This is a genomic window from Pseudomonas sp. JC1203, assembly GCF_056175065.1.
This window is the reverse complement of the sequence record NZ_JBWCAM010000026.1, coordinates 1-12,519: the sequence shown is the minus strand read 5'-3', so window position 1 is coordinate 12,519 and position 12,519 is coordinate 1. Positions and strand designations below refer to the sequence as shown.

10 protein-coding genes are annotated in these 12,519 nt (G+C 64.2%); 2 read left to right on the top strand and 8 right to left on the bottom strand.

The annotated features are described in order from the left end of the window. Positions 1-56: 56 nt before the first annotated feature. The 8 genes from AC0SZ7_RS28555 to AC0SZ7_RS28520 form a co-directional block, all read right to left on the bottom strand. A complete protein-coding gene (locus AC0SZ7_RS28555) occupies positions 57-737 on the bottom strand; it encodes an SDR family oxidoreductase (RefSeq protein ID WP_475507527.1) in 681 nt (226 codons plus the stop codon). 99 nt (positions 738-836) lie between these two features. Next, a complete protein-coding gene (locus tag AC0SZ7_RS28550) occupies positions 837-1,763 on the bottom strand; it encodes an ABC transporter permease (RefSeq protein WP_475507526.1) in 927 nt (308 codons plus the stop codon). Beyond that, the gene (locus AC0SZ7_RS28545; RefSeq protein ID WP_475507525.1) at positions 1,763-2,866 is read right to left on the bottom strand and encodes an ABC transporter permease; all 1,104 of its coding nucleotides are present in this window, start codon (positions 2,864-2,866) and stop codon (positions 1,763-1,765) included. Before AC0SZ7_RS28545 ends, AC0SZ7_RS28550 begins: the two co-directional genes overlap by 1 nt. A gap of 11 nt (positions 2,867-2,877) precedes the next feature. Then, the gene (locus AC0SZ7_RS28540; protein ID WP_475507524.1) at positions 2,878-4,425 is read right to left on the bottom strand and encodes an ABC transporter ATP-binding protein; all 1,548 of its coding nucleotides are present in this window, start codon (positions 4,423-4,425) and stop codon (positions 2,878-2,880) included. A 521-nt stretch (positions 4,426-4,946) separates the two neighbouring features. Continuing rightward, positions 4,947-5,540: an IMPACT family protein gene (locus tag AC0SZ7_RS28535; protein ID WP_475507523.1), complete on the bottom strand. Its 594-nt coding sequence runs from the start codon at positions 5,538-5,540 to the stop codon at positions 4,947-4,949. Between the two features lie 23 nt (positions 5,541-5,563). Beyond that, complete coding sequence (locus tag AC0SZ7_RS28530; protein WP_475507522.1) at positions 5,564-6,226, bottom strand: TetR/AcrR family transcriptional regulator; 663 nt, start codon at positions 6,224-6,226, stop codon at positions 5,564-5,566. A gap of 88 nt (positions 6,227-6,314) precedes the next feature. Further along, positions 6,315-7,706 carry a uracil-xanthine permease family protein gene (locus tag AC0SZ7_RS28525; RefSeq protein WP_475507521.1) on the bottom strand — a complete coding sequence of 464 codons (1,392 nt, stop codon included), beginning with the start codon at positions 7,704-7,706 and terminating at the stop codon, positions 6,315-6,317. A gap of 175 nt (positions 7,707-7,881) precedes the next feature. Continuing rightward, complete coding sequence (locus AC0SZ7_RS28520) at positions 7,882-8,799, bottom strand: LysR family transcriptional regulator (RefSeq protein WP_475507520.1); 918 nt, start codon at positions 8,797-8,799, stop codon at positions 7,882-7,884. Positions 8,800-8,911: 112 nt separating this feature from the next. On the opposite strand from AC0SZ7_RS28520, the gene aptA reads away from it, so the two are divergent. After that, positions 8,912-10,258, top strand: coding sequence for an omega-aminotransferase AptA (gene aptA / locus AC0SZ7_RS28515; protein ID WP_475507519.1), 1,347 nt, complete (start codon positions 8,912-8,914; stop codon positions 10,256-10,258). A 60-nt stretch (positions 10,259-10,318) separates the two neighbouring features. Next, positions 10,319-11,812 (top strand): CoA-acylating methylmalonate-semialdehyde dehydrogenase, encoded by a 1,494-nt coding sequence (locus tag AC0SZ7_RS28510; RefSeq protein WP_475507518.1) that lies wholly within the window; start codon positions 10,319-10,321, stop codon positions 11,810-11,812. Positions 11,813-12,519 lie beyond the last annotated feature (707 nt).

Sequence of the window (12,519 nt, the reverse complement as noted above, 5' to 3'; positions counted from 1 at the left end):
AGCTCAGTGATTGCCCTGTCTGCTGATCCAGGGGCGCCGTCAGGCGCGTGGGCATATTACCAAGGGATGGTCTCGCCGCGATAGTTCACGAAGTGATGGCCGCCCTTGCCGGCATACGCATTGACCTGGTCTACCAGGCCACGGGTGCTGGTCTGTACGTCGATTTCCGCGCCTTCGCCGCCCATGTCGGTTTTCACCCAACCCGGGTGCAGGCTGAGCACGGTCAGCGCGGTGTCGCCCAGGCTGCCGACGAAGGTGCTGGTCATGGAGTTCAGCGCTGCCTTGCTGGCCTTGTACAGCGCCAGTTCCGGCGCGTCGGGCATGGTCACGCTGCCCAGCACCGAGCTCATGAAGGCGATCACGCCGCCCTGGGGCCGGACCTGGTCCTTGAAGTGGTTGGCCAGGCGGATCGGCGCCACGGCATTGGTGTAGAACAGCGCGCCGATGTCTTCGGGGCTGACCTTGTCGACGCTCTGGTCGTTGGGGCCCTTGACCCCGGCGTTGACGAACAGCAGGTCCCAGGTCTGGCCCTGTAGCGTCTGCGCCAGCGCCGCCAGCTGGCCGGCGTCATCCATGTCCAGCTTCTCGATGCGCACGCCAGGCACCGCCTGCAGGGCGTCGGCGGTGCGCAGGTTGCGCACCGTGGCGGTGACGTTCCAGCCGTCTTCGCGCAGGCGTTGCACCAGCCCCAGGCCCAGGCCACGCGAGGCGCCGATGATCAATGCGTTCTTGCTCATGATGGATGTCCTTTGGCAGGCAAAGAGCATCAGCATAATCTGTGGGAGCTGGCTTGCCAGCGAGATTTTAAAAACTCGCTGGCAAGCCAGCTCCCACAATCACCGCCCAGGCTGCCAGGGCTGCCCCAGCGACACCGGCGCATACAACCGCGTGCGCACACCGTCGCGGGACAGCAGCACCAGCACGACGATCGTCGCCACGTACGGCAGCATTGCCAGCAGGTTCGACGGAATCGACAGGCCGACCCCCTGTGCCACCAGGTGCAGGATGCTCGCCAGGCCAAACAGATAGGCGCCCAGCAGCACGCGCCACACCCGCCAGCTGGCGAACACCACCAGCGCCAGGGCAATCCAGCCACGGCCGGCACTCATGTTTTCCGCCCACATGGGCGTGTACGCCAACGACAGGTACGCCCCCGCCAACCCCGCCATGGCGCCGCCGAACAGCACCGCCAGGGTGCGCACGCGCAGCACCGGCAGGCCCATGGCGCTGGCCGCGTCGGGGCTTTCACCCACGGCCTGGATGACCAGGCCCACGCGGGTCTTCAGCACCACCCAGGCCACCAGCGCGAACAGCGCGAACGACAGGTACACCAGCAGGTCCTGGGCGAACAGCATGCGGCCGATCAGTGGGAGGTGGCTGAGGAACGGAATCGCCACCGGGTCGAAGCCGGTCAGCGGCTTGCCCACCCAGCCGGCGCCGACAAAGGTCGACAGGCCCACGCCGAAAATCGTCAGCGCCAGGCCGGTGGCCACCTGGTTGGCGTTGAACACCAGCGCCACCAGCGCGAACAACGACGACAGCAGCATGCCGGCCACCATCGCCAGCACCACGCCCAGCCACAGGTTGCCGCTGCTGAAGGCGACGATAAAGCCCACCACCGCACCGAACAGCATCATGCCTTCCTGGCCCAGGTTGAGCACGCCGCTCTTTTCACAGATCAATTCGCCCAGGGCCACCAGCAGCAGCGGCGTGCCGCAGCGCACCATGGCGAAAAGAATGTTGCTCAGCAGATCAATATCCATCACAGCGCTCCAGCGGTGGCGACCGCATTGGTACGGCGGGCCCAGCGCACGTTCAGGCGCGGGCGGTAGAGAATCAGCACGTCACAGGCCAGCAGGAAGAACAGCATCAGGCCCTGGAACAGTTCGGTGATGGCCTGGGGCAGATTCATCGCCATCTGCGCGTTCTCGCCGCCCAGGTACAGCAGCGCCATCAGCAGGCTGGAGAACACGATGCCGATGGGGTTCAGACGGCCAAGGAAGGCCACGGTGATAGCGGCGTAGCCATAGCCGGGCGACACCTGCGGCACCAGCTGGCCGATGGGCCCGGTGACTTCGCACACCCCGGCCAGGCCGGCCAGGGCACCGCTGATCAACAGCGCCAGCCACACCAGGCGCTTCTCGCGGAAGCCGACGAAGCCGGCGGCGCGCTGGTCCAGGCCCAGCACCTTGACCTGGAAGCCGAGGAAGCTTTTCTGCAGCAACACCCACACCGCCACCAGCGCCAGCAGGGCGAAGTACAGCCCGGCGTGCAGGCGCCCGCCTTCGAACACCAGCGGCAGGCGGCTGGCGTCGCCGAACATGGCCGATTGCGGGAAGTTGAACCCGGCGGGGTCGCGCAGTGGGCCGTGGACGAAATACAGCAGCAGGTTCAGCGCGATGTAGTTGAGCATGATGCTGGTGAGGATTTCATTGGCGTTGAAGTGCGTGCGCAGCCAGGCGGTCAGCCCGGCCCAGGCGGCACCGGCGAGGGTGCCGGCCAGCAGCACCAGCACCAGCGCCCAGCGGCTGTCCATGCCGATGATGTTCACCGCCACGGCGCTGCCGCCCAACGCGCCGATCAGCAGTTGGCCTTCGGCGCCGATGTTCCAGATGCGCGCCTGGTAGGCCACCGCCAGGCCCAGCGCGCACATCAGGATGGGCAGCGCCTTCACCAGCAGTTCGCTGACGCCATAAAGGTCGCTGATGGGTTCGATCAGCAGGGTGTGCAAGGTATGCAGCGGCGCCAGGCCCAGGGCACTGAACAGCAGCGAGCCGCAGCCCAGGGTGAGCAGCGCGGCCAGCAACGGCGAGCACCAGAGCATCAGGCGTGACTGCTGGCCGCGGGGTTCGAGGGAAAGCAACATGGAAGGCTCCGTTAACCGGCCAGGGCAGGGGTGGGGGATGAGGTGTCGGCGAAGCGGCCGGCCATCCAGCCGCCCAGTTCCACCTGGGTGGTGTGCGCCGTGGCCTGCAGGGCGCTGAGGCGGCCGCCACTGAGGGCGCCGAGGCGGTCGCTGATCTGGAACAGTTCATCCAGGTCTTCGGAGATCACCAGGATCGCCGCGCCGGCATCGCGCAGGGCAATCAGCGCGCGGTGAATGGTGGCAGCCGCGCCCACGTCCACGCCCCAGGTGGGGTGCGCGGCCACCAGCAGGCGCGGTTGCTGGAGAATCTCGCGGCCCAGGATGAATTTCTGCAGGTTGCCGCCCGACAGGCTGCGGGCGGCGGCCTGTGCATCCGGGGTTTTCACAGCGAAGCGGCGGATGATTTCGTCGGCCAGGGCCAGCACCTTGCGGGTGCGCACCATGCCCTTGCTCACCAGCCCCTGTTGAAAGGCGGTGAGCAGGGCATTGTCCGCCAGGCTCATGTCCGGCACCGCGCCGTGGCCCAGCCGCTCGGCTGGCACGAACGCCAGGCCGCGGGCACGGCGTTGGTCCGGGCGCAGGTGCGCCACCGGTTCGCCGCCGAAGCAGATAGTGGCGCGGCTTTTCAGGCGCTGCTCGCCACTGAGCAGGGCCAGCAGTTCGTCCTGGCCATTGCCGGCCACACCGGCGATGCCGACGATCTCGCCGCTGCGCACCTGCAGGCTGACGCCTTGCAGCGAGCAGCCGAACGGGTCGAGGTTGCTCCAGTTCAGTTGGGTGACGTTGAGGAACGCTGCCCCGCCCTCGGCTTTCGGGTACTGCGCCACCAGGCCTTCGGCGTCGCCCACCATCAGCCGCGCCAGTTCCAGGTCGCTGCATTCGGCTGGCACGCAGTGGCCCGACACGCGGCCGCCGCGCAGCACCGTGGCGCTATGGCACAAGGCACGCACCTCGCCCAGCTTGTGGCTGATGAACAGGATGCTGCAGCCCTCGGCGGCCAGGCGGCGCAGGGTCACGAACAGGTCGTCGGCCTCCTGCGGGGTGAGCACCGAGGTGGGCTCGTCGAGAATCAGCAGGCGGATGTCCTGCATCAGGCAGCGCACGATCTCCACGCGCTGGCGCTCGCCGATGGACAGGCTGTGCACCAGGCGGTCAGGGGCCAGCGGCATGCCGTAGCGTGCCGATACCTCGCGAATCTTCGGTTCCAGTTGCGCCGGCGTCTGCCCCGGGCCCATGGCCAGGGCGATGTTCTGCGCCACGGTCAGGGTCTCGAACAGCGAGAAATGCTGGAACACCATGCCAATGCCCAGTTGCCGCGCCTGGGCCGGGTTGCGCAGGTGCACCGGCTGGCCTTGCCACAGCACGCTGCCGCTGTCGGCCTGGGTCACGCCGTAGATGATCTTCATCAGGGTACTTTTGCCGGCGCCGTTCTCGCCCAGCAGCGCACGGATCTCGCCGGGCTGGATGCTCAGGTCAATGCTGTCGTTGGCCAGGCAGCCGGGGTAACGCTTGCTGATCGCGCGCAGTTGCAGGCGCGGGGTGTTCGCAGGGTTGGACATGACAGGCTCGGTTGGAATGGGACGCTGGTGCATAAGCAATTTCCTGGCCAATGGGTCAGGAAAAGCGTGGCGCCTGCGTTTCTGCGGTTTTCACCCTGAGGCGAGGGCACCAAGCCAGGGCGGCGCAGGGAGGAGCGCATCGAAATCGTGCTGGTTAAAAAATGATCAGCTGCCTGTGCAGGCCGTGCAGCCTGCGGCTGGCGCAGGCTTGCACGGGTTATCCACAGAGTGCTCCACAGTTTTTGTGTGCAAGGGCAAAAGCTGGATATAAGCCCTGGCGGGCTATCTTCGAATGGCGATAACTGTGCATAAGTGTTTGATCGAGCGCTGTTTTCCGTTGTGGATAAGCTAATTGATCAAATAACGTACAGAAGCCTGCAGGCCTTGATCCACAAGGGCTGGAGCTGGTTGCGCAGAGCTTATCCACAACCGGGTGCACAGTAGATGTGGGCAGTTTTACTCAGTCCACGTAGCAGTGGCCGCAGGCCGCGTCAGGGCCATGACGCAGCCATCGGCAGCTGCTACGGGGTGGGGGGCAGTTCCAGGAGGATACGGCCGCGGCTCAGGTCGGCCAGCTGCTGCTGCAAGCGCGGTACAAGCTCGCGGCCCAGGGCCAGTTGCAGGTCCACGCCATTGGCGGTGAAGTCTTCCTGCACCACCAGCCCGTCCAGTTCGGCCACGCGCAGCTTCACCAGGGCCAACTCACTGAAGCTGCACGAGCAGGTCACGGCGATGCGGCTCACCAGCACGCGCTTTTCCGCCTGTTGCAGGCACTTGTTGGCGCCGCCCCCATAGGCGCGGGCCAGGCCACCGGTGCCCAGCTGGATGCCGCCGTACCAGCGAATCACCAGCACCACCACCTGGTCGCAATCCTGCGCCTCGATAGCCGCAAGTATCGGCCGGCCCGCTGTGCCGCCTGGCTCGCCGTCGTCGTTGCTACGGTATTGCTCGCCCAGCTTCCAGGCCCAGCAGTTGTGGGTGGCGTCGGGCACGCTGTGCTGGTCGAGAAACGCCTGGGCGTCGGCCACGCTGGTGATGGGGGCGGCGAGGGTGATGAAGCGGCTCTTGCGGATTTCTTCACGAAATTCGCAAGGGCCGAGCAGGGTCGAGGGCATTCAGGGCAAATCCGCGCAAACAGTCATTGGACAGGGGTGAGGCCACAGCCTTTGAGGATTATACGGGTCAATTGCTCGCCGGCCTCTTCGAAGTCCTGCTTGGTCAGGCGCGTGCGGCCGGTGACGCGGCAGATCTGGGTGGCGAAGTCGGCGTAGTGCTGGGTGCTGCCCCACAGCAGGAAAATCAGGTGCACGGGGTCTACCGGGTCCATCTTGCCGGCGTCGATCCAGGCCTGGAACACCCCGGCGCGGCCCTGGAACCAGGCGCGGTAGTCCTGGCTGAAATATTCGTTCAGGCACTGGCCGCCACTGATGATCTCCATGGCGAAAATACGCGAAGCCTGCGGCTGGCGCCGGGAGAACTCCATTTTTGCGCGTATGTAGCGGGTCAGCGCCTGGGCCGGGTCATCGTCCACGGTCAGTGTGTTGAAGGTGCTGTCCCATAGTTCGAGGATGTTGCTCAGCACCGCGATGTACAGGCCCAGTTTGTTGGTGAAGTAGTAGTGCAGGTTGGCCTTGGGCAGCCCGGCGTTGAGGGCGATGGTGTTCATGCTGGTGCCCTTGAACCCGTGGCGGGCGAACTCGTCCTCGGCGGCCTTGATGATGGTGTCTTCGTTCTTCTGACGGATACGGCTGGCTGGTTTGCCGGTGGCATGGGCGCTGTGCGCAGGGACTTCGAGGGTCATGGGCGGTTCCGAACAGATCGTATGGGTGCATCGTGATGCGTTGATAACGCACCCACACGATCCAGACAAGGCCTGGCGCGGAAAACCTTCAAACGCGAGTTTCAAGTCCTTCGCTTTCAACCGCCGGCGTAGTGGCCACAGGCTTGCCCTCGGGCAGCAGCAGGCACATGACCAAGGCAGTGATGCCGCCGCTGGTGATGGCTGAATCGAACAGGTTCTGCACAAGCTTGGGCAACAGGTGCAGCAGGGTCGGTTGTGCCGCCACGCCCAGGCCGACGCCGAACGAGGTGGCGATGATCAGCATGTTGCGGCGGTCCAGCGGGCCCTGGGCCAGGATGCGCACACCCGCAGCGGCGACGCTGCCGAACATCACCAGGGTGGCGCCGCCCAGCACCGGTTTCGGGATCTGCTGCAGCACTGCGCCAATCACCGGCACCAGGCCCAGCAGGAACAGGATCGCGCCGATGTACAGGCCCACGTAGCGGCTGGCTACACCGGTCAGCTGGATCACGCCGTTGTTCTGGGCGAAGGTGGTGTTGGGGAAGGCGCTGAACGTGGCCGCCAGCATGCAGCTGATGCCATCGCCCAACACGCCGCCCTTGAGCCGGGCAATGTAGGTGGGGCCGCTGATGGGCTGGCGCGAGAGCATGCAGTTGGCGGTCAGGTCGCCGACCGTCTCGATGGTGCTGATGAGGTAGATCAGCGCCACCGGGAAGAACGCCGCCCAGTCGAAATTGAAACCGAACTTGAACGGGATCGGCAGGCTCACCAGCGGCAGGGGCGGTAGCGCCTGGGGCACCAGTTTGCCGGTGAACCAGGCGGCGATGCTGCCCACTGCCAGGCCGATGATGATGGCCGACAGGCGCACCCACGGCGTGCTCGAACGGTTGAGCAGGATGATCACCAGCAGCACGAACGCGCCCAGGGCCAGGTTGCCGGGGGCGCCGTAGTCTGGCGCGTTGAAGCCGCCGCCCAGGTCGGTCATGCCCACCTTGATCAGGCTGATGCCGATCAGGGTAATGACGATGCCGGTCACCAGTGGCGTGATCACCCGGCGCAACTGGCCGATGAAGCGGCTGAGTACGATTTGCACGGCGGCGCCGAAGAAGCACACGCCGAAAATCATCGCCATGATGTCCTCGGGGCTGCCGCCGCGCTGCTTGACCATGAAGCCGGCCGATAGCACCGCGCCCAGGAAGGCGAAGCTGGTGCCCTGCAGGCAGATCATGCCAGCGCCGATGCCGAATGGCCGACGTGCCTGGATGAAAGTGCCTACGCCCGACACCATCAGCGCCATGCTGATCAGATAGGGCAGGTGCTCGGTCAGGCCCAGGGCGGAGCCGATGATCAGCGGCGGGGTGATGATGCCGACGAAGCTGGCCAGCACATGCTGCAGCGCGGCCAGTACGGCGGCCATGGGGTTGGGGCGATCATTCAGACCGTAGATCAGTTCGTTGGGCGACGATGATTCTGGTGGCATGGGAAGCTCTCGGCACGGGGCGTGTATCGGATGACACGTCCTGTTGCAAAAAGCTGTCCAACTGCTCAGGTTTGAAATGGCTGTTTAACCTGTAGCCCTTGTAAATCAACGGATTAAAAGTTTTTACGGCCGCGTCGGCGAGGTTCCAATGGCACTCGGTTGCTAGCAACGTGCACTAGCGTGTGGCCGCCAGGCTTTCCAGGAAGCTCTCCAGCACCAAATGTGGGCGCCTGCCTTTGCGCGTTACCCACGACAGGCTCAAGTCGTAGAACCGCTCCGCTGGTTTAAGCGCGCGCAGCCGCCCTTGCTGCACCCAGAAGCTGGCGTAGTGGTCGGGCAGGTAGCCGATGAAACGCCCGGTGAGAATCAGGAACGCCATGCCCTCGCGGTCCGAGGCGCTGGCGGTGCAATGCAGCGCCTGGTAGTGCGCCTGTATATCTGCCGGCAGGCGAAAGGTCGGGGCGATAGCGTCCTGTGCGTTCAGGCGCTGGTCATCCAGGTCGGCGTCGGCGGCGTAGAACAGCGGGTGGCCCACCGCGCAGTACAGCAGCGAGCGCTCGCTATACAGCGGTGCGTATTCCAGTCCCGACAGCGGGCTGGCCTGGGGCACCACGCCCACGTGCAGGCTGCCGTCGAGCACGCCTTGTTCCACCTGGCTGGGGGCGATCATGCGGATCTGGATGCGTACGTCCGGGCCGCGGTCCTTCAACTGGGCCAGCGCGTGGGTAATGCGCATGTGCGGCAGGGTCACCAGGTTGTCGGTGAGGCCGATGTTCAGCTCGCCGCGCAGGTGCTGGTGCAGGCCGTTGACCTCGGTACGAAAGCTTTCGATGGCGCTCAGCAGTTGCAGCGCCGAGTGGTAGACCTCGCGGCCTTCCTCGGTCAGCGAAAAACCGGCGCGGCCGCGCTGGCACAGGCGCAGGCCCAGGCGTTGCTCCAGGTCGCTCATCTGCTGGCTGATGGCCGAGCGGCCAATGCCCAGCACGTTCTCGGCCGCAGAGAAGCCGCCGCATTCCACCACGCTGCGGTAGATTTTCAGCAGGCGAATGTCGAAATCGCTGACCTGCGCCAGGGGATCGGGACGTCGGCTCATAGTTTAGTCATCGCCTAACCAAAGATTGGAAAAACAGGATTTTCCAGACTTTATCGCCGTGACAACGTAGCTGCAACAACACTCGTTACTTCCGATTCGAGGTCTTGCACGAATGAACTTGCCCGAAAACGCTCCGCACGGAATCGCCAGCCAGCTGAAACTCGACGCGCACTGGATGCCCTACACGGCCAACCGCAGCTTCCAGCGCGACCCGCGTATCATCGTCGCCGCCGAGGGCAGCTACCTGACGGACGACAAGGGCCGCAAGATCTACGACAGCCTGTCCGGGCTGTGGACCTGTGGCGCCGGCCACACCCGCAAGGAAATCCAGGAAGCGGTGGCGCGCCAGTTGGGCGTGCTGGACTACTCCCCGGCGTTCCAGTACGGCCACCCGCTGTCGTTCCAGCTGGCCGAGAAAATCACCGAGCTGACCCCCGGCGAGCTGAACCACGTCTTCTACACCAACTCCGGTTCCGAGTGCTGCGACACAGCGGTGAAAATCGTGCGTGCCTACTGGCGCCTGAAAGGCCAGGCCACCAAGACCAAGCTGATCGGCCGTGCCCGTGGCTACCACGGCGTGAACGTCGCCGGCACCAGCCTGGGCGGCGTGAACGGTAACCGCAAGATGTTCGGCCAATTGATGGACGTCGATCACCTGCCGCACACCCTGCTGGCCAGCAACGCCTTCTCCAAGGGCGCGCCGGAAGAGGGCGGCATTGCGCTGGCCGATGAAATGCTCAAGCTGATCGAGCTGCACGATGCCTCGAACATCGGCGCGGTGATCGTCGAGCCCATGGCCGGTTCCGCCGGCGTGCTGCCGCCGCCCAAGGGTTACCTGAAGCGCCTGCGCGAGATCTGCACCCAGCACAACATCCTGCTGATCTTCGACGAAGTGATCACCGGCTTCGGCCGTACCGGCAACATGTTCGGTGCCGACACCTTCGGCGTTACCCCGGACCTGATGTGCATCGCCAAGCAAGTCACCAACGGCGCCATCCCCATGGGCGCGGTGATCGCCAGCACCGAGATCTACCAGACCTTCATGAACCAGGCCACGCCCGAGTACGCGGTGGAATTCCCCCACGGCTACACCTACTCGGCCCACCCGGTAGCCTGCGCCGCCGGCCTGGCCGCGCTGGACCTATTGCAGAAGGAAAGCCTGGTGCAGCAGGCCGCCGAACTGGCGCCGCATTTCGAGAAAGCCTTGCACGGCATCAAGGGCAGCAAGAACGTCGTCGACATCCGCAACTTCGGCCTGGCCGGCGCCATCCAGATCGCCCCGCGCGACGGTGACGCCATCGTCCGCCCCTACGAGGCGTCGATGAAGCTGTGGCAGGCAGGCTTCTACGTGCGCTTCGGCGGCGACACCCTGCAGTTCGGGCCAACCTTCAACGCCAAGGCCCAGGACATGGACCGCCTGTTCGATGCCGTTGGCCAGGCCCTGAACGCCATCGACTGATCCCTCTATATATAGGGAGCGGCACGAGCCGCTCCCTGGCACCTATTCCAGGAGTTTCACATGAGCAGCATTCAGCACCTGATCAATGGCGATCTGGTTTCCGGCGGCGACCGTACTGCCGACGTCTACAACCCATCGACCGGCCAGGTTATCCACAAGCTCCAGCTGGCCGACCTGCAAACCGTGCAGCAAGCCATCGACTCGGCCAAGGCTGCGTTCCCGGCCTGGCGTAACACTCCGCCAGCCAAGCGCGCCCAGGTCATGTTCCGCTTCAAGCAGTTGCTGGAGCAGAACGAAGCGAAGATCTCGCAGTTGATCAGCGAAGAGCACGGCAAGACGCTTGAAGACGCCGCTGGTGAATTGAAGCGCGGCATCGAGAACGTCGAGTACGCCAGCGCCGCGCCGGAAATTCTCAAGGGCGAGTACAGCCGCAACGTCGGCCCGAACATCGACGCCTGGTCCGACTTCCAGCCCCTGGGCGTGGTCGCCGGCATTACCCCGTTCAACTTCCCGGCCATGGTGCCGCTGTGGATGTACCCGCTGGCCATCGCCTGCGGCAACTGCTTCATCCTCAAGCCGTCCGAGCGCGACCCAAGCTCCACGCTGTTCATCGCCCAACTGCTGCTGGAAGCCGGCTTGCCTGCTGGCGTGCTGAACGTGGTGCACGGCGACAAGGTGGCGGTGGACGCGCTGATCCAGGCGCCGGAAGTCAAAGCCCTGAGCTTCGTAGGCTCGACGCCAATCGCCGAGTACATCTATAGCGAAGGCACCAAGCGCGGCAAACGCGTGCAGGCACTGGGCGGCGCCAAGAACCACGCCGTGCTGATGCCCGACGCCGACCTGGACAACGCCGTCAGCGCGCTGATGGGCGCGGCCTACGGCTCGTGCGGTGAGCGCTGCATGGCTATCTCGGTAGCCGTGTGCGTGGGTGACCAGGTGGCTGACGCCCTGGTGGCGAAGCTGGTGCCGCAAATCAAGGCGCTGAAAATCGGTGCCGGCACCAATTGCGGCCTGGACATGGGCCCGCTGGTCACCGGCCAGGCCCGTGACAAGGTTGCCGGTTATGTCGAAGACGGCGTGCAGGCTGGCGCCACGCTGGTGGTGGACGGCCGCAGCCTGGTAGTACCGGGTAATGAAGACGGCTTCTTCCTGGGCGGTTGCCTGTTCGACAACGTCACCCCTGAAATGCGCATCTATAAGGAAGAGATCTTCGGCCCGGTGCTGTGCATCGTGCGGGTGGACAGCCTGGAAGAGGCGATGAAGCTGATCAACGACCACGAATACGGCAATGGCACCTGCATCTTCACCCGTGACGGTGAAGCGGCGCGCCTGTTCTGTGACGAGATTGAAGTGGGCATGGTCGGCGTGAACGTACCGCTGCCGGTGCCGGTGGCATACCACAGCTTCGGCGGCTGGAAGCGCTCGCTGTTTGGCGACCTGCATGCCTATGGCCCGGACGGGGTGCGCTTCTACACTCGGCGCAAGGCAATCACCCAGCGCTGGCCGCAGCGGGCGAGCCATGAGGCGTCGCAGTTTGCGTTCCCCAGCCTCTAAGGTTGTAGGGTAAGAGAAGGGCGGGCCGCGAGGCCCGCCTTTTTGTGTCACTGCAAATCTCCATTAGTACCACCAAGGGGACCCGGGAGATGCCACTGACATAATTGGCCCGAAACAAACGGGTAGCACCGGCCGTTAGGCCGGGTCGCGCCGCGCGGGCGGCGCTCGATGTCATGAGGCTTGAAGATCCCTCGGCATGCACCTGGTGGCCTTGATACGGTGGTTTGCCGGATGCTTTTGACTTTAAGGACAATTCCTCGAAATTAACCCTTGACCTGCCCCCAGATCTCTCTATAATTCGCCCCACTTCCGGCGCAACCGAAACGGAAAACTCCTTGAGTTTCAAAGAGTTAACCGAAGTAAGCAGCTCCGAAAGGTTTCGATCTTAACGTCGAAAGCGGTGAAAAAGGTGGTTGACAGTAACGCAGGTTGCTGTAGAATTCGCCTCCCGCTAACGAGAGATCGAAGCGAGTCAAGTGGTTGAAGCTGAAAGAGAAATTCTGAAAAACTTCAAAATAAACGCTTGACAGACTCTGAGGAAAGCGTAGAATGCGCGCCTCGGTTGAGACGAAAGAATCAGCCAACCGCTCTTTAACAATTGAATCAAGCAATTCGTGTGGGTGCTTGTGACTCAGACTGATAGTCAAAAAGATTATCAGCATCATAAGTTACTCCGCGAGAAATCAAAGATGTAACCAACGATTGCT

What these genes read in the sequence shown, in the direction of transcription:
- AC0SZ7_RS28555 (WP_475507527.1), bottom strand. Translation starts at nt 737, where the DNA reads ATGAGCAAGAACGCATTGATCATCGGCGCCTCGCGTGGCCTGGGCCTG.
- AC0SZ7_RS28550 (WP_475507526.1), bottom strand. Translation starts at nt 1,763, where the DNA reads ATGGATATTGATCTGCTGAGCAACATTCTTTTCGCCATGGTGCGCTGC.
- AC0SZ7_RS28545 (WP_475507525.1), bottom strand. Translation starts at nt 2,866, where the DNA reads ATGTTGCTTTCCCTCGAACCCCGCGGCCAGCAGTCACGCCTGATGCTC.
- AC0SZ7_RS28540 (WP_475507524.1), bottom strand. Translation starts at nt 4,425, where the DNA reads ATGTCCAACCCTGCGAACACCCCGCGCCTGCAACTGCGCGCGATCAGC.
- AC0SZ7_RS28535 (WP_475507523.1), bottom strand. Translation starts at nt 5,540, where the DNA reads ATGCCCTCGACCCTGCTCGGCCCTTGCGAATTTCGTGAAGAAATCCGC.
- AC0SZ7_RS28530 (WP_475507522.1), bottom strand. Translation starts at nt 6,226, where the DNA reads ATGACCCTCGAAGTCCCTGCGCACAGCGCCCATGCCACCGGCAAACCA.
- AC0SZ7_RS28525 (WP_475507521.1), bottom strand. Translation starts at nt 7,706, where the DNA reads ATGCCACCAGAATCATCGTCGCCCAACGAACTGATCTACGGTCTGAAT.
- AC0SZ7_RS28520 (WP_475507520.1), bottom strand. Translation starts at nt 8,799, where the DNA reads ATGAGCCGACGTCCCGATCCCCTGGCGCAGGTCAGCGATTTCGACATT.
- aptA (WP_475507519.1), top strand. Translation starts at nt 8,912, where the DNA reads ATGAACTTGCCCGAAAACGCTCCGCACGGAATCGCCAGCCAGCTGAAA.
- AC0SZ7_RS28510 (WP_475507518.1), top strand. Translation starts at nt 10,319, where the DNA reads ATGAGCAGCATTCAGCACCTGATCAATGGCGATCTGGTTTCCGGCGGC.